Genomic DNA, 17,166 nt, shown 5'->3' on the forward strand with positions numbered 1-17,166 from the left:
GCCTATTAACCTTGCTGGTGAGGGTCAAATGCGTCTCGTACCGCTTCACCAGCAAATACAAGTAGCGTTAACATTATCGATAGAACGGCAAACGCCGATAAACCAAGCCAAGGCGCTTGTAGGTTAGCTTTACCTTGCGCAAGCAATTCACCTAGCGACGGCGACCCTGCGGGTAAACCAAACCCTAAGAAGTCTAGCGACGTTAGCGTAGTCACTGAGCCAGAGAGGATGAATGGCATCATCGTCAGTGACGCAACCATCGCATTGGGTAGCATATGCCTAAGCATGATTCGCTTGTCGTCTACACCCATGGCGTGAGCCGCCTTCACGTAATCGAAATTTCGGCATCTTAGAAATTCAGCCCGAACGACACCAACCAAACTCATCCAACTGAATAGCACCATAATACCCAGTAGCCACCAGAAGTTTGGTTCAACAAAACTCGATAAGATAATCAATAAGAAAAGAGTCGGCATGCCAGACCACACCTCAATAAAGCGTTGACCGAATAAATCTATCCAACCGCCGTAATAACCTTGTGTCGCACCCACTGCAACACCAATCACACTGGATACTATGGTTAGTATAAAACCGAACAATACAGATATTCGAAAGCCATAAATAATCCGAGCTAACACATCCCGACCTTTATCATCTGTACCCAGCCAGTTGACGTTATCCGGTGCAGACGGAACTGACGCCACTATATCGTAATTGATGGTATCGTAGCTAAAGCGGATTAACGGCCAAATGATAAAGCCCTTTTCCTCAATAAGGTCAATAACATATGGGTCAGTATAATCAGCTTCTGTTTCAAACTCCCCACCAAACTTGGTTTCTGCATACTGTGTGAAAATTGGGTAATACCATTGGTTGTCGTATTCCACCAGTAGCGGCTTATCATTGGCGATAAACTCAGCAAACAGACTCAAGAAAAAAAGAACGAAGAATACCCATGTTGACCAGTACCCACGTTTATTGGCTTTAAAGCGCTGCCAACGAGCTCTTGTAAGAGGATTCATTGCCATTTAACGCGCCTCGAAGTCGATACGAGGGTCAACCCACGTATAAGTTAAGTCAGAAATAATACTCAAGATCAGACCTAGTAACGTCATAATGTAGAGAGAACTGAATACCACGGGGTAATCACGTTGAATAGTAGATTCAAAACCGAGTAACCCTATCCCCTCAAGCGAGAACATTACCTCTATCAACATAGAGCCGGTGAAGAAAATGCTGATAAAAGCACTAGGGAAACCGGCAATGATGATCAGCATTGCATTTCGGAATACATGCTTGTAGAGAATACTGCTTTCATCAAGCCCTTTCGCTCTAGCTGTCACCACATATTGCTTGTTAATTTCATCTAGGAAAGAGTTTTTGGTCAGCATACTGAGCGTAGCAAAACCGCCAATAACCATAGCAAGAATCGGCAAGGTTAAATGCCAAAAATAGTCAACGATTTGCTGATACCAAGTCAATTGATCAAAGTTGCTCGACACCAAACCTCTTAATGGGAACCAACTGAAATAATTGCCGCTGGCAAAAAAGATGATTAGGATAATGGCGAACAAAAAACCCGGGATAGCATAACCGACAATGACAACGGCGCTCGACCAAATATCGAAGCGAGATCCATGATGTATCGCTTTAAGAATGCCTAATGGTATCGATATCAAGTAGATAATCAGGGTACTCCATAACCCCAATGATATCGATACTGGCAGCCGCTCTTTAATGAGATCTATGACATTACCGCCACGAAACAAACTGTCTCCAAAGTTGAACATCGCGTAGTTTTTGAGCATATCAAAATAGCGTTCATGCATTGGTTTATCAAAACCAAACTGCTTTTTAATTGCCTCTACAACTTCAGGATCCAGCCCACGAGAACCTTTGTATCCCGTTGCTTCATCACTAGGGCCTGAATCAAGATCAACCTCGCTCCCGCCGCCACTAAAGCGCTCCATGACTCCAGATTCCAGACCTTGCATTTGAGCAAGAGCCTGTTCTACAGGCCCACCAGGTGCAATCTGAATAATGAAGAAGTTAATGGTTATAATTGCCCAAAGTGTTGGAATCACCAGCAACAAGCGCCGGAATATATAAGCCGCCATCTATCCCTCTTATCGACGTTTTGCAGGAAGCTTTTCAGCTTTCTCTTTAGACACCCACCAAGTATCGACACCTAAGTCGTAAGTAGGTAAGACATCAGGGCGCTCAAATTTATCCCAAGTGGCTACGCGGTATTTTTTAATATACCACTGAGGGATAATATAAAAGTTCCACTGAAGTACTCTATCTAAAGACCTTCCCAACGCTAATAAGTTTTCAGGGTTTTGCTGATTTTGTTCAATCAAGTCAGTCAGATCATCAATAACAGGATCCTTAACGCCCGCTTGGTTATAGGTCGAATCGATGAAATTAGAGTTCCAAACAATCTTCAAGTCAGAGCTTGGATATGGATGTGCTGTGTAACGAGATGAGACCATGTCAAAGTCTCGATCACGCCAACGTTTCAAGTATTGTGTAGTGTCGACAGTACGAATACGCATATCGATACCCATCGCACGCATGTTCTTTTGCACCGGAATCGCGAATCGTTCGGAAGTTGGGCTATAAATCAATAGTTCAAAGCTTAGCGGCTCACCCGTTTCCACGTTAGTCATGACTTTATTCTTTAACTGCCAGCCGGCTTCTTTTAGCAGTGCAAAGGCCTTGCGCATTTGTGGTCTGATGCGACCTGATCCGTCTGTGACCGGTGGATTATATTCATCGGTGAAGACGCGCTCTGGGATCTTACCTTTATATTTATTTAAGACCTCAAGTTCTGCTTCAGATGGTAGACCCTTCGCTTCATAGTCGGTGTTTTGGAAATAACTACGAGTTCGAGTGTACTGGTTATAGAACATATTCTTGTTCATCCACTCAAAATCCATGGCGTAGTTTAGAGCTTCGCGCACTTTGGGGTCGCTAAATACAGGACGCTCTGTGTTAAACACAAATGCTTGAGTAGCCATTGGTTTGTGGTGCTCAATCTCTTCTTTCTTGATATAACCTTTATCAAAATTCACACCGTTATAGGAACTAGCCCAAAACTTAGCACTGGACTCTTCCCTAAAATCAAACTCCCCTGCTTTGAATGCTTCTAACATAACAGTGTCATCACGATAGTAATCGTACTGAATCGTTTTGAAGTTATTGCGTCCGACATTCACCGGAAGATCTTTTGCCCAATAGTTTTCATCGAGTTGGTAAGTTAGAGATTGTCCCATCTTATAATCGACGATCTTATAAGCACCACTGCCAACAGGAGGTTCATTTAACGGCTCCGAAAAGTTCTTATCTTTCCAGTAGTGCTCAGGCAACACACGAGTGCTTTGCGCTAAACTGAATAACTTTTCCTTATTTGGAACCGACATTTCGATACGCACAGTGAGATCAGAAATTGCTTTTACGCTTTTAACGTCTTTATAGTATGCACGAAATTGCGGTACCCCCTCTTTTACAAACTTGGCATAAGTAAACTCAACGTCTTTGGCGGTAATAGGAACACCATCGTTAAATTTCGCTTTAGGATTGATATCGACTTCAAGCCACGAATAATCGTCTGAGTAACGCACTTTCTCAGCAATCAGAGGATAAAATGCATCGATCTCATCGCTTGGAGAGAACATAAGCGTATCGTAGAGGTTACCAGTAGCGGCAGCAGGTTGTCCGCGAGAGGCGTATCGGTTGAAGTTATCAAACGTGCCGTTTTGGCCGTAGGTTACTTTTCCGTATTTGGGTGCGTCAGGATTGACATAATCGAAGTGTTTAAAGTCTGCGGGGTATTTTGCGGTTCCAAAACCCACCAAGGTTGTCGTCTCTATTACATTGGCAGCCCATACGCTACTCGTGAATAAACCAACTCCCACAGCCATTGCTGCTCTCTTCAATAGCGCCATTCCTTTCTCCCCAAAATAGAGAAAGGCCGAGTTGAAACGTCCTTTCTCTTCTTATCATCATCGTGATGCTTAAACGTATTTATACTGATATAAATAGCTGTATTTCACGGGGTTTTCAAGGGGAGGAAGGCTCTAGCGTGCTAATAAACGGTTAATCTTTGCAACAGTTGGAGCTAGGCGCTCACTTCTGCATCACAATAGTGACAATGAAGGATTTGTTGAGTTTCAGGACAATGCATATGTACTTTTTCTGAACAGCCTTTCTTCGAGACATACAAAGCTTTATCAGCCAGCTCAATGATGTTCGCATCGTCGACCGTATGAGTCGCTACCCCGATGGAGCAAGAAACATTGAACGACTTACCGCCACTGCTCTTAAAGGTTAGCTTGTCTATTTTTTCGGACAAACGTACCGCTAATGCATAGGCTTGATCGATATTGCTGCCCGGTAACAAAAGTACAAACTCATCACCGCCATATCGGCACAGCATATCTTCTTCACGCGTAAAGCGTTTAATAACCTTAACGACATCAATTAATACTCTATCTCCTATAGAGTGCCCATATTTATCATTAATTGGTTTAAAGCGATCTACATCAATAATAAGCAGTGAACTTGGCGTTTGGCTCTGAGCGAAGTTCTGTTTTTGCTGTTCTAAGGCTAAATGCAGGTAACGTCGATTGAAACATCCGGTAAGGCCGTCGGTGTTAGCTTCTTCTAGCAGGGTCTGACGTTCTTCCATATCCTTTGAGACATCAACAGCAAACCCAATAACTCCAAGCACTTTGCCGTTCTTGATAATGGGTGACGAAACCGTTAAGTGGTACAACTCCTGATTATCGATATTGAAAGGGATTTTTTGCTGCGTCGGCTTCTTAGTTGCAATCACCTTTTTGTCATTGATACGCATTTTTTTGGCAACACTGAAGTTGAACAGGTGCCAATCCGTTTTGCCTTTTATCCCTTTCATTGTGACATCAAAGTTGTCGAGTACTTTACGATTCACATACTGGTACTTCCCTTTATTGTCTTTAATGAAGATATAAGCATCCACCGCATCAAAGACTTCGGATAAGCCTAGTAATTCTTCGGAGGAACCTTGATGTGCTGACAATATAAGTTCAAGCATAAATCGTAAAAAAAGTGCATAACGTTGAATATCGAATAATAGAGTCTAAACCCTAGTTAGCGATATTGCTTCGACGATATCCCTTTTTTTAAGCCAAAAGTTTAAATTTGGTAGACGCTCCACATTTTTGAACCAACATCACATGATTAGAGCTACACAGGTCAACTTTCGTGCAGACTATCCGTGTTTTCAGACAGAGCGTTTTTAAAGTTCACTCTGTCTTGTCTTCATAGGTTATTTCGCCATTTCTATACGGCTGGTAACTATCCAAACACGAGCATAGTCATAGATCAGGTTGAACAAGAAAGCGTAGATGGTAATAAAAATCGTGACACCAATATCCATCACAAACGCCTCTAGTAAAGAAACGTTAAGTAAGTAAGCCATTGCAGGAATAGTAACCAGCAATAGACCTGCTTCAAAAAGAACAACATGAACTATCCTCGTCTTCAAAGAACGCAGTGTCTTTTCTCCTTGAACAAAAGAGTCAAACATCATGTTAAATAGATAATTCCAACACATCGCCATGGTGGCAATAACTATCATAGTTCCTGATAATGCAGCAACATCATGGTTGGTAAACAACGCTAATCCGATAACTGAAAACGTCACTGCCAACGCTTCAAAAAGCACTGAGTGAAAGACACGCTCTACTATTCCCATTATAAATTCCTCACTATTTTTTGTTTAGGGACATCGTATGCGGTGATTATCGGTATTCTCAGCAATATAGAAAGTTAACAACCATCACACATCGTGATAGCCTAAATTGGCATTTCGACTTTTTGGGGTATCACAATGTACAGTTTTGAGCAGCTTAAAGTGTTTGTAGCGGTTTGCGAGCACGGTTCATTTTCCGCCGCAGCCCGTAAGCTTAAAAGAGCCCAATCAGGGGTAAGCCAAGCCATTTCTAATTTGGAGATCGCCATTGATCAAACCTTATTTAGTCGAGAAAAAAACACACCCGAGCTCACCGAAAATGGCAAAGCACTTCTTCCTATTGCTCGCTCTATATTGCATCAGCAAAAATACTTCGACCAAAAGATCGAAGCTCTTTCCAATGACTCAGAACACGAACTGACCATCGCTGTCGACGATAGCTTGATGAGTCAGGAGTTTATTAAACTATTGTCCCCATTGGCGGCTCAGTTCCCTATTACTAACTTCGAGCTTATCTGCGCCTCAACGTTTGATATCGAAGAACTCATTCGGCAAGACAAAGCACAGATAGGTATTGTTTATGCCGACGGAGAGTTAAAAGTAGACATGGATATTTTCATCCTCGGTCAAGCTCGTTTCTTAACCGTCGTCGCTCCAAACCACGAACTCACACGATTGCCAGTGGTCAAGGACTCCGACTTAAAGCATTTTCGGCAATGTGTCCACCGAAGTGTTGAAAAACAGGAGCTATGGTTTACCTACGGCATTAGCTCTAATATTTGGTACGCAAACGACCACAAAACGCTCGTTGATATGGTCTCAGAAGGATTGGGGTGGTCTAACTTACCTGAAATGTTAGTTAAGAAGCCTATGGCTGAAGGGAGAATGGTTGCATTACCTGTGGCTCATGAAAAAAGTGGCTGGGTGACGACGGTTGGTTGTCTTGTGTCACGAAGTCGTACTAATGGCCCGGTACTAAACGCTCTTATTGAACTATTACAACAACATCAATTTGCTGATAATCAATGGCAGTAACACTGAAAACAGGGCCAAAGATGGTTTGTCATCTTTGGCCAAATCACCTGTTAATAAATATCAGATTACTAATAAGCCACACCAATTCGCTGGTTTGGGTGTTGATTAGACTCTAACTCATCAATCATAGCCTTAGCGTAGTCGCTTACTGAAATTCGGCTGTTGCCTTGTTCATCAAGCAATAGTTGTTCACTACCAGTACGGTATTTTGATAGCGTTTCTCCCGGAAAAATCTCCGCAGCTGGTGATACAAATGTCCAATTCACGCCGTTGGCTGTATGTTTGAACACATCAAGCGCTTCCCCCTGTGCGATGGCTTCAGCTTTATATTCTTCAGGGAACTCTGGAGTTGAAATCAAAGTCACTCCCGGTGCAACTTCCAGAGAGCCAGCACCACCTACCCACAACAAACGCCCTATTTTCGCTTCCGAGACTGACGTGAGTAGCTTTTTAGCTGCCTGTTTCACAATATCGTGATTACCTTTCGCACGTCCGCCGATGGAAGCAATCACGGCATCGACACCGGATAATGAGTCGACCATCTCGCCGATAGGCGCTGTGAGGTCAAACGCTCTAGCTTCAATATCTGAATCTTCAACTCGATTCACTTCTCTAACCAGTGCTACAACTTCATGACCACGCTGTTTAGCTTCGTTTAAAATATGGCTACCAATCCAACCTGTTGCGCCTACTACTGCTACTTTCATAATTATCTCTCCGTCTTGTTTGGTGTTTTCTTGATGACGTCGACAGTCTAATAGAACCTTTTTTCGAGATAAATTCATAAAATTGATGCAGTTTGTATCTAATTGAGTTACTAATTAGCTTCATATCTAACAGGAGCCGATGATGGATAGACTTACAGCGATGCGCAGTTTTGTCGAGGTAGCTCACTGTGCCAGTTTCACTAAGGCCTCCGAACGCCTTGGTTTAAGTCGCTTACAAGTTTCTCGGCACGTTAACGAAGTAGAACAGTGGTTGGAGCAACGGTTGCTTCACCGAACCACACGCAAAGTCAGTCTAACGACAGCTGGTGAACAAGCACTGGCGCGATGTGAAAGCATTTTGCACGAAACATCACAGTTAGAACTGTCATCTCAGCCACAAACCCCTTATCTCTCCGGTACGGTTCGTGTTGCGGCGCCTATTGGCTTAACACAAAACATCTTACTGGATGCTGTTGAGCAGTTCACAGAACAGCACCCCAACGTTGTTATCCAGCTTTTTGCCTCGGACAGTTTTGCTGAATTAGTTGACGAGCGTATCGACATCGCACTTCGTTATACCAACAAACCAGCAGACAATCTTATTGCTCGTAAACTCATGTCTATCGACTCACTGATATGTGCCTCAAAAAACTATATCGAAAAACATGGCGAGCCAACGCGGTTTGACGATCTTAGCAATCACAACTGCTTTCTCCATTTGGAGCGTGCTTCTTGGGAGGGAGTCAAAGGTGGTGAGACAGTGTCAGTTAACGTTAGTGGAAACATAAAGGCAAATGATCTAGGCGTATTAGTAAAAGCAGCGCAAAGAGATAAGGGAATCGTCTTACTGCCTTGTGACTTGGCAAATCCGCTAATCGAATCGGGTTCACTTACCCCAATTCTAAAAGACTACGCTATTCCAACCAGTACACTTTGGGCAGTATATCTCTCAAGGAGTTACCAATTACCTATCGTTCGACAGTTTATAGATTTTCTTGCCAATTTTTGGAGTATTGATATTAAAGCGGATACCTCTAACTAGTGCATCCGTTACACAAACAAAAAAGGCTCCTTATTTAGGAGCCTTTGATTAAACAATTTGAACGTCACTGGTTAGTCATTATGCCAACGGATATTAGCGAGTACCGTTTTGAACTCTCCTTCACTAAATAGCATGAACGGCGTATCCAAAAATGCGAGGTCCACATCTTGAGCGACAAAAAGTGAGACTGGAATATCAATAGTCACAAACTCGTCAATAGACTGCAGCTTATCGGCAATATCAATTTTAGCTACGTCATCTGGAAGCTTATTCTCCGTCCACTTTTGCAGAGACAAATAAACTGGCTGCTTAGGTGCTTTAGAAACCTTAACCTCAAAACTCAGCATTCCCTTGGCAGAGTTATAACCTGATAAGTTCTCGATACCGCCATCACCAGTTTGGATGTACGCAGCAGCAAACCCACCTTTGAACGTCAACTCTACCGCATCTTGCTGCTGCTGATAGTTATACGGTTTGGTATCTATCGTTCTCAGAGACATAGGATTGTTGCGCGATACATCGCTGCCGATCCAATGAACAAAATCGGCGACTTTCAGTTGGAAATCACCAATTGTCGATTTGATACCGTATATCTCTGTCGCACTATCGGCGACACCTTCGCCCTGAGTACCAGCCTCATCCAACTCGATCTGGTCAAGGTCGGCCTGTTGAAGCGTATCTGAATAGTTGAGTCCGTAGCCGTATTCAAATAACGGAGCGTTCTCACCCAATGGAGATTGCTCCAACTCAGGCACCTGATAATCTGGAATATGTGGCGGAATACGGCTGACCGTTGCACTTCGTTTTTTATTTGGCCAACTGTATGACAGCTTACCTTGGAAGTCATAACGAGCGTTACCTTGAGCGTCAGCAATCAACACATCTGTGATGCCCTCACCTTCACTTCCTGGAAGCCAAGCAGCGACAAAGGCATTCGACTTAGCTATCTCTTCATTTAAGTACAAAGGACGACCGCTGTAGAATACGGTAATCACTTTAGCACCCAGCTTGTGTAACTTGTGAATTTTCTCTACATCAGCCTTGTAGCTACGTTTAAGCTTGCCAAACTCAAGTGTTTGCCAGGCCTTGATATCACCCATCATTTCAGCGTAAGGATCTTCACCAATGACTACAATTGCAACATCGCCTGCTTGAATAGTCGACTCTAGTTGCGGATCGTAAGTGACATTGTCACAACCCAGTTCATTGACAAGAGCCATTTTGAACGTCGTTGCTCCCGGGAAATCATCAAGTGTATTCTCATCACCCTGCCACGTTAAGTTCCAACCACCAGACTGCTTTTGTAGGTCGTCTGCAGCACTACCCGTAAGCAATACTTTTTGATTTGGATTCAGAGGTAATAACTGATCTTTGTTTTTTAATAACACCAAAGATTTGCGTACCGCTTCTCGTGCTACTTCTCGATGCTCTGGCGCACCCAATAAAGATTGCTTGCCTGCTAGCGCTCTCTTTTTCGGTGAAGGCTTATCCCATAAACCAGCACGCATTTTGACGCGGAGAATACGAGTAACCGCATCGTCGATACGCTCCATTGGAATTACACCTGACTTAATGTCTTCTAGCGCTTTGTGGTACACCGCTATCCAGTGCTCATGCACCGGAACCATTAACACATCGTTGCCTGCATTAATCGCATACGTTGCATCGCCGTCGGTACATTTGCTAACTTCCGCATGCCCATGCCAATCCGTGACAATAAGACCATCGAAGCCCATTTTGCCTTTGAGCACATCATTTAGAAGATATTTACTACCATGAATCTTATAGTTATAGCGTTCACCCACTTCGGGATTGTGGTCATAATTCGCTTCATTTTCCCATGTATTGAATGAAGACATGACTACTTGAGCACCGGCCTCTAGACCGCTGAAATAGCCCATTGCATGGATATTTCTGAGTAGATCTTCTGAGTAGCCATTTTTACCTCTGTCTACCCCAGTGAGCGTACCGCCATCTCCAACCCAGTGTTTCACGTTAGAAATAACATGATGCTCACCTTTCAGATCATCCGCCGTACCTTGAAGGCCCGTGACCATTTTAGCGGCATAAGCGAAGGTGATTTCAGGATCTTCAGAGTAACCCTCGTAAACACGTCCCCAACGTAAATCACGTGGCGTTGCTACTGTTGGAGCAAAGGTCCAGTCTAATCCTGTTGCTGCAACTTCAACCGCCGTAATTTTGCCAATTCGTTGAATCAACTCAGGGTCGCGTGCTGCGCCTAAACCAATGTTGTGCGGGAAGACTGTCGCGCTAAATACATTGTTGTGACCATGCACTGCATCAGTCGCCCACATAAATGGAATACGGAATGGCCTATCTGCATAGGCTTCTTCAATCGCATGCCAGAACTCATCCGCTTTATCGCTCCAATCTTGAGCGCTAGAGTGCTTATTCTCGTTTGGCCATGCTCCGCCGCCATTCAATATTGAGCCTAGCTTGTATTGCTTAGCCTCTTCTGGGCTTACACCGCGAAGATCCGGCTGAATCATCTGACCCAGTTTCTCTTCGGTAGTCATCTGAGCCACAATGCTTGCGACTTCGTTTTCTATTGCAGCGTCTTTAGCGATTGCAGATTTAATTTGTGGCCATTCTTTAAAGTAAGGTGTTTGATAAGACATCTTGAATTCCTAAATACAAAACTATGTGAATAAATGACAACGAGTAAAGTGATTAGCTGAAATTTCTACCGGTTCAGGCAAATACTGCGAACATTCCGCTTTCGCCTGTGGGCAACGCCCTGCGTACGGGCAACCTTTCTTTTCAGGTGACCACATTGGTGTTTCCATCGAGCGGTGCGTTGGTAGTTTCTCGTGAATGCTGCGGCTCGGATCCGGCACCGCCGCAAGCAATAACTGGGTATACGGGTGTTGTGGGTTTTGCGTGATTTGCTCTGTGTCTCCCCACTCGACCATATGACCGCAGTACAACACTATGGTGTCTTCTGCAAAATAGCGTGCCGTAGCAATATCATGGGTGATATACATAAATGACTTGCCCATCTCATGCTTCATGCGATTCATTAAGTTAAGCACACCAATTCGAATCGAGACATCCAACATTGACGTTGGCTCATCCGCCAGAATCACTTTCGCACCTATAGCCAGTGTTTTTGCCAAGAAAACACGCTGACGTTGACCGCCTGACAACTGATGTGGAAACTTATCCAACACTTCTTGCGGCGGTGTTAAACCCACTTGGGTTAGGATTTTTATTAGGCGATATTCCATTTCTTTACCCGGTTTTAATCCGTGGTAAATCTGCATTGGACGCATCAGGTGATAGCGAATCGTATGCAGCGGATTTAACGAACTGAACGGGTCTTGGAATACCATCTGTACATCGCGTCGATATGCATCTAGCTCTTCTCCAGAGGTGAATTCATCGATGTTGGTGCCGTGATAATAGATACCACCTTCTGTGGCCTTGTGAATCTTAGTCGCTATTTTTGCACTGGTACTTTTGCCACACCCAGACTCCCCAACCACTGCTACACAACGCGCTTCACGTAGTTGGAAATTGAGTCCATTAACAGCACGTAAGTACTGCTTTGGTGAAAAAATAGAGTCACCTTTTTTGCGAAAGTCGATGCAAAGGTCTTTGGCTTCCAAAATAACCGGATGCTTTGCATCCAATGCCGCTTGTTCAATATGAGGACTTCTTGCATTCATAATTACGCCACTCCTTCGGCTTCAAGTTGTAGTGGAGTATGACAAGCCACCCAACGCGACTCTCCTAAGCTGACCAAATTGGGTTCTTGTGTTCGGCACTGTGCAGTAGCTTTAAAACAGCGAGGCGCAAAACGACAGCCTGAAGGCACATTTTTTAGATCGAGAGGCGAACCTGGAATTCCTTTCATCTCTTGTAACTCACCTTTTAACGTCGGGAATGAGTCACCCAAGCCATGTGCATAAGGATGGTTTGGTTGCTGCAAAATGATCTTCGATGGTGCGAGTTCCACCAGTTGACCTGAGTACATGATGCCAATACGGTCACATAGCTCCACCATCAAACTGAGGTCATGGGTAATAAACAAAATAGAGAAACCAAAACGCTCTTTAAGCTCATACACTTTTTGCAGAATTTCGCGTTGTACCACCACATCAAGTGCAGTAGTAGGTTCATCCATAATAAGTAGCTTTGGATTTAGAGCTAACGCCATAGCAATGACAACTCGTTGTCTCATACCACCAGAAAACTGGTGTGGGTAGTCAAACAGACGCTCTGTTGGAATATCTACGATACGGAGCAACTCTTTCGCTTTCTCAATGGATTCCTCTCGGCTAGATACCAAACCATGAGCATCGAAAATATCAAAGAACTGATATTCAATGGTTTTCACTGGGTTTAAACAGTTCATTGCGCTTTGGAAAACCATCGACGTATCCTTCCAGCGGAAGTTTCTTAACTCATCGTCGTCCATTTTCAGTACATCTTGACCTTCGAATAGGATTTCACCTTCAGAGATCAATGCAGGCGGTCTGTGCAAACGCATTAGCGAGTAAGCAATAGTTGACTTACCGCAACCTGACTCGCCCGCTAGCCCTAAAATCTCGCCACGGTTAATGTGAAAGCTGACGTTATTCACTGCACGAACTTTGCCATCAAAAGTCACGTAGTCGACGCAGAGATTTCGGACATCCACCAACTTAGACGTTTCTGTATGTGTGAAATTAACCATTGGCACTCTCCATTTCTAAGCGCTGTTGCTTCGCAGCTTGTTTCGCTGCTTTCTTCTCTTCACGACGATAACGGGCCATGATTCGTTGAGCTTTCAGTTTCGGGTTTGATATTTCATCAATCGAGAAGTTGATAAGCGCTAGACCAATGGCAACCGACGCTAACGCAACAGAAGGAGCCATAATTTCCCACCACGCACCGATACGTATCGCAGAAGTTTGGTCGGCGTTGTACAACATGCCGCCCCACGTCACCGCAAGAGGGTCGCCCAACCCAATAAACTCTAAGGTCGCTTGCGTCATAATGGCGTAGATGACCGTACCAATAAAACTACTCGCCAGTATCGACATCATATTTGGCATAATTTCAGCAAACAGCATTCTCGGTTTGGTTTCACCCATCACTTCAGCGGCGTGAACAAAGTCCTTATTTCGAATCGCTAAGGTCTGAGCACGTAGTACGCGAGCTCCCCACGGCCATGACGTTGCACCAATTATTATCGCGATAACCAGAGGCGACACTTGATCCAAGAACGCAGCCAATACCAGCATTAACGGTAGGCTTGGAATAACCATCACTAAGTTAGTAAAGAATGACAATACGTTATCAATCACACCACCGAAGTAACCAGAAGCAATACCTATCACCATCGCCATTACAATCACAAACGTGCCAGCGACGAAGCCAACCATAAGCGAAACGCGACCACCATAAAGAAGCTGAGACCAGACATCACGCCCCATACGCGTCGTACCTAGAATATTGTCTGGGTTTGGAGCTTGATGTGGTCGACCAACACGGGCTCCCGGCAATACATCAGTAAGCAGCGGTGCAAAAACACACATCAACACCACTGTTGCGACTAAGAAGATCCCAACCGCAGCTTTGGGGTTATCCAAGAAAAATTGTTTAGCCATTTTAAAGTATTTCATGCTCTTAACTCCTTTAACCCAACTCAGTGCGAAGACGTGGGTCAAGCACGAACAGCAGTAAATCTGCGATAAAGTTAGCGCCTAATACCATGATGGTCATGATAAGCAGGTAGCCTTGAATCAACGGGTAATCACGCGCAAGCATGGCTTGGAACATGACCTGTCCTAATCCCGGGTAATTGAATATGATTTCGATAATCAGCGAGCCCGCAAAGATGGCACCAACCGACATAGCAAATGTAGTGATCATTGGTAGCACTGCGTTGCGCGCACCGTATTGCAGCATCACTTTTTTGTCTTTCACACCTTTAGCCCAGCCCATGACAATAAAGTCTTCACCAAGCTGGTTGATCATGTTGGAACGCATGCCCATAACGTTGCCCATTCCAAGCAGTACCATGCTGAGCAATGGCAGTGCTAAGTGATAAGCCACGCTGCTGACAAATTCAAAACTCATTGCAGGATCGAGCGATGGGTCGTAAGCATAACTCGTCGGAAACCAGCCGAGATCTGATGCAAAGATAAAGTACATAAGTAGAGCCATTACTACGGCAGGAATCGACGATATCACTACCGAACCCACAGTGATGACAGAATCGACCCACGTGCCTCGCTTCCAAGCCACCCAAATACCGAGCAACGTTGTGATGGTATAAGACACGACAAGGTAAGAACCAACCAACAACAACGTCCACAACATGCCACGGCCAAGAACATCAAATACAGGTTGGAAGAAACGTGTCGATGTTCCCCACTCACCCGTCATGATACTTTGTAGGTAAGTTAAAAACTGTTGAAACAGAGGTGTATTGGTGGAATAACCGTAAAGAGCTTCAAGAGAAGCGATGGTCTCTGGCGTAATTTGCCCGCCATTTTGTGCAAGACGCCCCAAAAATGATTGAATTGGGTCACCAGGCATTAATCTTGGCAAGAAAAAGTTAATGGTTACTGCGGCGACAAAAGCCAACAAATAGAAGCCAAATCGGCTTAATAAATATCTCATAACCTAAATTCCAATTAGACTTTCCCCTCAGCTCCACCTTATGGGGAGCCGACAAGTAAGAGAAGTGAGAGAAAAAAGCGCAGCCTCCCTCGCTCAAGAGACCACGCTAAACTGGATTAACCTTTCGGTTTTAGGTTCATTAGGTGAACGAGACGGCTCATGCCATTCCAAGGTGCAGGGTGACCAATTTGATTATCTTCATTAGCCCAACCTTCGAAGCGAGAGTCGTTATATGCGTACCAGATACCGTTGTAGTAAAGAGGAATTTGAATCACATTTTCGGCAAAGTAACGTTCTACGTTAGCCGCAATTTTCTTCTGTTGATCTTCGTCTTTAGTCAAACCTAGCTCTGAGATCCACTGGTCAAGTTGTGGGTCAACATAGTTACTAACGGTAGTAGACCACCACACTGGACTTTGTACGTATTCAGAACCCATAGTGAAATCGTAGAACTTCCATACTGAAGATTGCATCGAACCAGCACCGAATGTGGCATCGAAGTTCGCTGTTTCCCAGTTTTTCGCATACGCATTAGCTTCTGGAGTAATTACCGTTGCATCGATACCTGCCATGCGCAGACCTTCTACCGCAATAGAAGTGTTGTTTACCCAATCACTCCAACCACTTGGTACCTGGATCTTAAAGGTTAACTTGCTGCCATCTGGGTTCTCAACAAAGCCGTCTCCATTAGTATCTTTGTAACCGCCGTCTGCTAATAACTGCTTAGCTTTGTTAATGTCGTACTGGTTCACTTCAGCCCAAGTTTTGTCGGCTTGTTCGTCACGCCAATTCCACATACCTTTTGGTAAGTTTGTTGCTGGGTTTCCACCGACAACGTAACCATAAGAACCAATCATCATCATGGCTTCACGGTCCATTGATAGGCTTACAGCTTTACGGAAGTTCACATCATGGAAGGCTTTATTTGCGCCTTCATTCTCTGTTTTGTAGTTGAATGTGATTCGAACACCATCGTTTGATGGGAACCAGTACTTGTTATTTGGATGTTTAGAAACAAACGTACGCTCGATATCAGGAATAAAGATACCTGCCCAGTCCACGATTCCTTTTGAAAGCATCTCTAGCGCTGCATCGTTACTTGAGAATTGCGGGAACTCCAAACAGTCAATTTTGAGGTCTTTATTCCAATAATTTGGGTTACGACACTGAACATAAACTTGTGGTGTAAAACGCTGGATTTCTGTGAATGGGCCCGTGCCCACTGGGTTATCATTCGTGCTTTGGGCTGGCGAATCATTACCTTCCCAAATATGTTTAGGGACGATACGAACCGTTTCACCAAGAACATCGCGCGCTGCAAACGCATTCGGTTCTTTTAGATAGATTTTAACTTGCAGGTCATTAACCTTCTCGACTTTGTCGACTTTACCGCTGACACCGCCGGTATCGATCTCTGGATGTGCTTTCGGATACTCGTAAGTAAACACAACATCATCAGCCGTGAACGGTTTCCCATCAGACCAAAGAACACCCTCACGAAGATCGACAGTCAGTACCGTCAAATCATCGCTCAGTTCATAACCTGTTGCGAGCCAAGGATGGACGTTTTTCGAGTCTAAGATATCGAAGATGTATAGCGATTCATAAGCAAAGTCTGAACGACCACCAAACCAAGGGTTAAAGTTACGCACCCAGCCAGTTGAGAATTCATTGAGAATCTTCAAGTTCGGCATGGAAGACGATTCTTCAGCGTGAGCGGGGATAACCATTGATGCAGCAATTGCAGAAGTAAGAAGCAGCGTTTTTTTCATCTATCTATCCTTGTTTATGAACTGTGTAGGCGAAGTTCGTTATCGTTGTTTTTCAAGGATACTAGCGAGGAATTCGGTTTATAAACGTGACTAAAACCACATTGGATCGGCAATGGGTTGCCTATTTGTTAAAACTAAAAAGCGTTGCACAGAAACCTTCTCACTCATGAAACTTTTCTATAATTTGCATAATTTAACTTATATTAATCATTGACTTAGGTTGAAATATTTCATGAAAAT

At 44.1% G+C, this 17,166-nt stretch carries 14 protein-coding genes; 2 read left to right on the forward strand and 12 right to left on the reverse strand.

What is annotated here, in order from left to right:
• Positions 1-5: 5 nt before the first annotated feature.
• The 5 genes from JKJ11_RS20130 to JKJ11_RS20150 form a co-directional block, all read right to left on the reverse strand.
• Positions 6-1,028: an ABC transporter permease gene (locus JKJ11_RS20130; protein WP_006069525.1), complete on the reverse strand. Its 1,023-nt coding sequence runs from the start codon at positions 1,026-1,028 to the stop codon at positions 6-8.
• Positions 1,029-2,117 (reverse strand): microcin C ABC transporter permease YejB, encoded by a 1,089-nt coding sequence (locus JKJ11_RS20135; protein ID WP_006069524.1) that lies wholly within the window; start codon positions 2,115-2,117, stop codon positions 1,029-1,031. It abuts the gene before it with no gap.
• A gap of 9 nt (positions 2,118-2,126) precedes the next feature.
• On the reverse strand, positions 2,127-3,923 hold the full coding sequence (locus JKJ11_RS20140; RefSeq protein WP_252040016.1) for an extracellular solute-binding protein: 1,797 nt from the start codon (positions 3,921-3,923) through the stop codon (positions 2,127-2,129).
• 197 nt (positions 3,924-4,120) lie between these two features.
• Positions 4,121-5,077, reverse strand: coding sequence for a sensor domain-containing diguanylate cyclase (locus JKJ11_RS20145; RefSeq protein ID WP_252039878.1), 957 nt, complete (start codon positions 5,075-5,077; stop codon positions 4,121-4,123).
• 234 nt (positions 5,078-5,311) lie between these two features.
• Positions 5,312-5,740: a PACE efflux transporter gene (locus tag JKJ11_RS20150; RefSeq protein WP_006069521.1), complete on the reverse strand. Its 429-nt coding sequence runs from the start codon at positions 5,738-5,740 to the stop codon at positions 5,312-5,314.
• A gap of 135 nt (positions 5,741-5,875) precedes the next feature.
• On the opposite strand from JKJ11_RS20150, the gene JKJ11_RS20155 reads away from it, so the two are divergent.
• On the forward strand, positions 5,876-6,772 hold the full coding sequence (locus tag JKJ11_RS20155; RefSeq protein ID WP_171392289.1) for a LysR family transcriptional regulator: 897 nt from the start codon (positions 5,876-5,878) through the stop codon (positions 6,770-6,772).
• Positions 6,773-6,840: 68 nt separating this feature from the next.
• Here JKJ11_RS20155 and JKJ11_RS20160 read toward each other — a convergent pair whose 3' ends face one another.
• Positions 6,841-7,479, reverse strand: coding sequence for an NAD(P)-dependent oxidoreductase (locus tag JKJ11_RS20160; RefSeq protein ID WP_252039880.1), 639 nt, complete (start codon positions 7,477-7,479; stop codon positions 6,841-6,843).
• A gap of 142 nt (positions 7,480-7,621) precedes the next feature.
• On the opposite strand from JKJ11_RS20160, the gene JKJ11_RS20165 reads away from it, so the two are divergent.
• Positions 7,622-8,521 (forward strand): LysR family transcriptional regulator, encoded by a 900-nt coding sequence (locus JKJ11_RS20165; protein WP_252040017.1) that lies wholly within the window; start codon positions 7,622-7,624, stop codon positions 8,519-8,521.
• A gap of 71 nt (positions 8,522-8,592) precedes the next feature.
• Here JKJ11_RS20165 and JKJ11_RS20170 read toward each other — a convergent pair whose 3' ends face one another.
• The 6 genes from JKJ11_RS20170 to JKJ11_RS20195 form a co-directional block, all read right to left on the reverse strand.
• The gene (locus tag JKJ11_RS20170; protein WP_252039881.1) at positions 8,593-11,160 is read right to left on the reverse strand and encodes a glycoside hydrolase family 3 protein; all 2,568 of its coding nucleotides are present in this window, start codon (positions 11,158-11,160) and stop codon (positions 8,593-8,595) included.
• Between the two features lie 21 nt (positions 11,161-11,181).
• Positions 11,182-12,210 (reverse strand): ABC transporter ATP-binding protein, encoded by a 1,029-nt coding sequence (locus tag JKJ11_RS20175; RefSeq protein WP_006069516.1) that lies wholly within the window; start codon positions 12,208-12,210, stop codon positions 11,182-11,184.
• Between the two features lie 2 nt (positions 12,211-12,212).
• Positions 12,213-13,220 carry an ABC transporter ATP-binding protein gene (locus tag JKJ11_RS20180; RefSeq protein WP_062461101.1) on the reverse strand — a complete coding sequence of 336 codons (1,008 nt, stop codon included), beginning with the start codon at positions 13,218-13,220 and terminating at the stop codon, positions 12,213-12,215.
• On the reverse strand, positions 13,213-14,151 hold the full coding sequence (locus JKJ11_RS20185; RefSeq protein ID WP_063606825.1) for an ABC transporter permease: 939 nt from the start codon (positions 14,149-14,151) through the stop codon (positions 13,213-13,215). The genes JKJ11_RS20180 and JKJ11_RS20185 overlap by 8 nt, the downstream gene beginning before the upstream one ends.
• A 13-nt stretch (positions 14,152-14,164) precedes the next feature.
• On the reverse strand, positions 14,165-15,154 hold the full coding sequence (locus JKJ11_RS20190) for an ABC transporter permease (protein ID WP_063606824.1): 990 nt from the start codon (positions 15,152-15,154) through the stop codon (positions 14,165-14,167).
• Positions 15,155-15,270: 116 nt separating this feature from the next.
• Complete coding sequence (locus JKJ11_RS20195) at positions 15,271-16,926, reverse strand: ABC transporter substrate-binding protein (protein ID WP_062461093.1); 1,656 nt, start codon at positions 16,924-16,926, stop codon at positions 15,271-15,273.
• Between the last annotated feature and the right edge of the window lie 240 nt (positions 16,927-17,166).

The organism is Vibrio sp. SCSIO 43133, from assembly GCF_023716845.1.
Classification (GTDB): domain Bacteria; phylum Pseudomonadota; class Gammaproteobacteria; order Enterobacterales; family Vibrionaceae; genus Vibrio; species Vibrio mediterranei.

Excerpts from the sequence above, each read along its gene's own strand:
- JKJ11_RS20140 (WP_252040016.1), bottom strand. The coding sequence starts at position 3,923 with ATGGCTGTGGGAGTTGGTTTATTCACGAGTAGCGTATGGGCTGCCAAT.
- JKJ11_RS20185 (WP_063606825.1), bottom strand. The coding sequence starts at position 14,151 with ATGAAATACTTTAAAATGGCTAAACAATTTTTCTTGGATAACCCCAAA.
- JKJ11_RS20180 (WP_062461101.1), bottom strand. The coding sequence starts at position 13,220 with ATGGTTAATTTCACACATACAGAAACGTCTAAGTTGGTGGATGTCCGA.
- JKJ11_RS20170 (WP_252039881.1), bottom strand. The coding sequence starts at position 11,160 with ATGTCTTATCAAACACCTTACTTTAAAGAATGGCCACAAATTAAATCT.
- JKJ11_RS20195 (WP_062461093.1), bottom strand. The coding sequence starts at position 16,926 with ATGAAAAAAACGCTGCTTCTTACTTCTGCAATTGCTGCATCAATGGTT.
- JKJ11_RS20190 (WP_063606824.1), bottom strand. The coding sequence starts at position 15,154 with ATGAGATATTTATTAAGCCGATTTGGCTTCTATTTGTTGGCTTTTGTC.
- JKJ11_RS20150 (WP_006069521.1), bottom strand. The coding sequence starts at position 5,740 with ATGGGAATAGTAGAGCGTGTCTTTCACTCAGTGCTTTTTGAAGCGTTG.
- JKJ11_RS20165 (WP_252040017.1), top strand. The coding sequence starts at position 7,622 with ATGGATAGACTTACAGCGATGCGCAGTTTTGTCGAGGTAGCTCACTGT.
- JKJ11_RS20135 (WP_006069524.1), bottom strand. The coding sequence starts at position 2,117 with ATGGCGGCTTATATATTCCGGCGCTTGTTGCTGGTGATTCCAACACTT.
- JKJ11_RS20160 (WP_252039880.1), bottom strand. The coding sequence starts at position 7,479 with ATGAAAGTAGCAGTAGTAGGCGCAACAGGTTGGATTGGTAGCCATATT.
- JKJ11_RS20145 (WP_252039878.1), bottom strand. The coding sequence starts at position 5,077 with ATGCTTGAACTTATATTGTCAGCACATCAAGGTTCCTCCGAAGAATTA.
- JKJ11_RS20130 (WP_006069525.1), bottom strand. The coding sequence starts at position 1,028 with ATGGCAATGAATCCTCTTACAAGAGCTCGTTGGCAGCGCTTTAAAGCC.
- JKJ11_RS20155 (WP_171392289.1), top strand. The coding sequence starts at position 5,876 with ATGTACAGTTTTGAGCAGCTTAAAGTGTTTGTAGCGGTTTGCGAGCAC.
- JKJ11_RS20175 (WP_006069516.1), bottom strand. The coding sequence starts at position 12,210 with ATGAATGCAAGAAGTCCTCATATTGAACAAGCGGCATTGGATGCAAAG.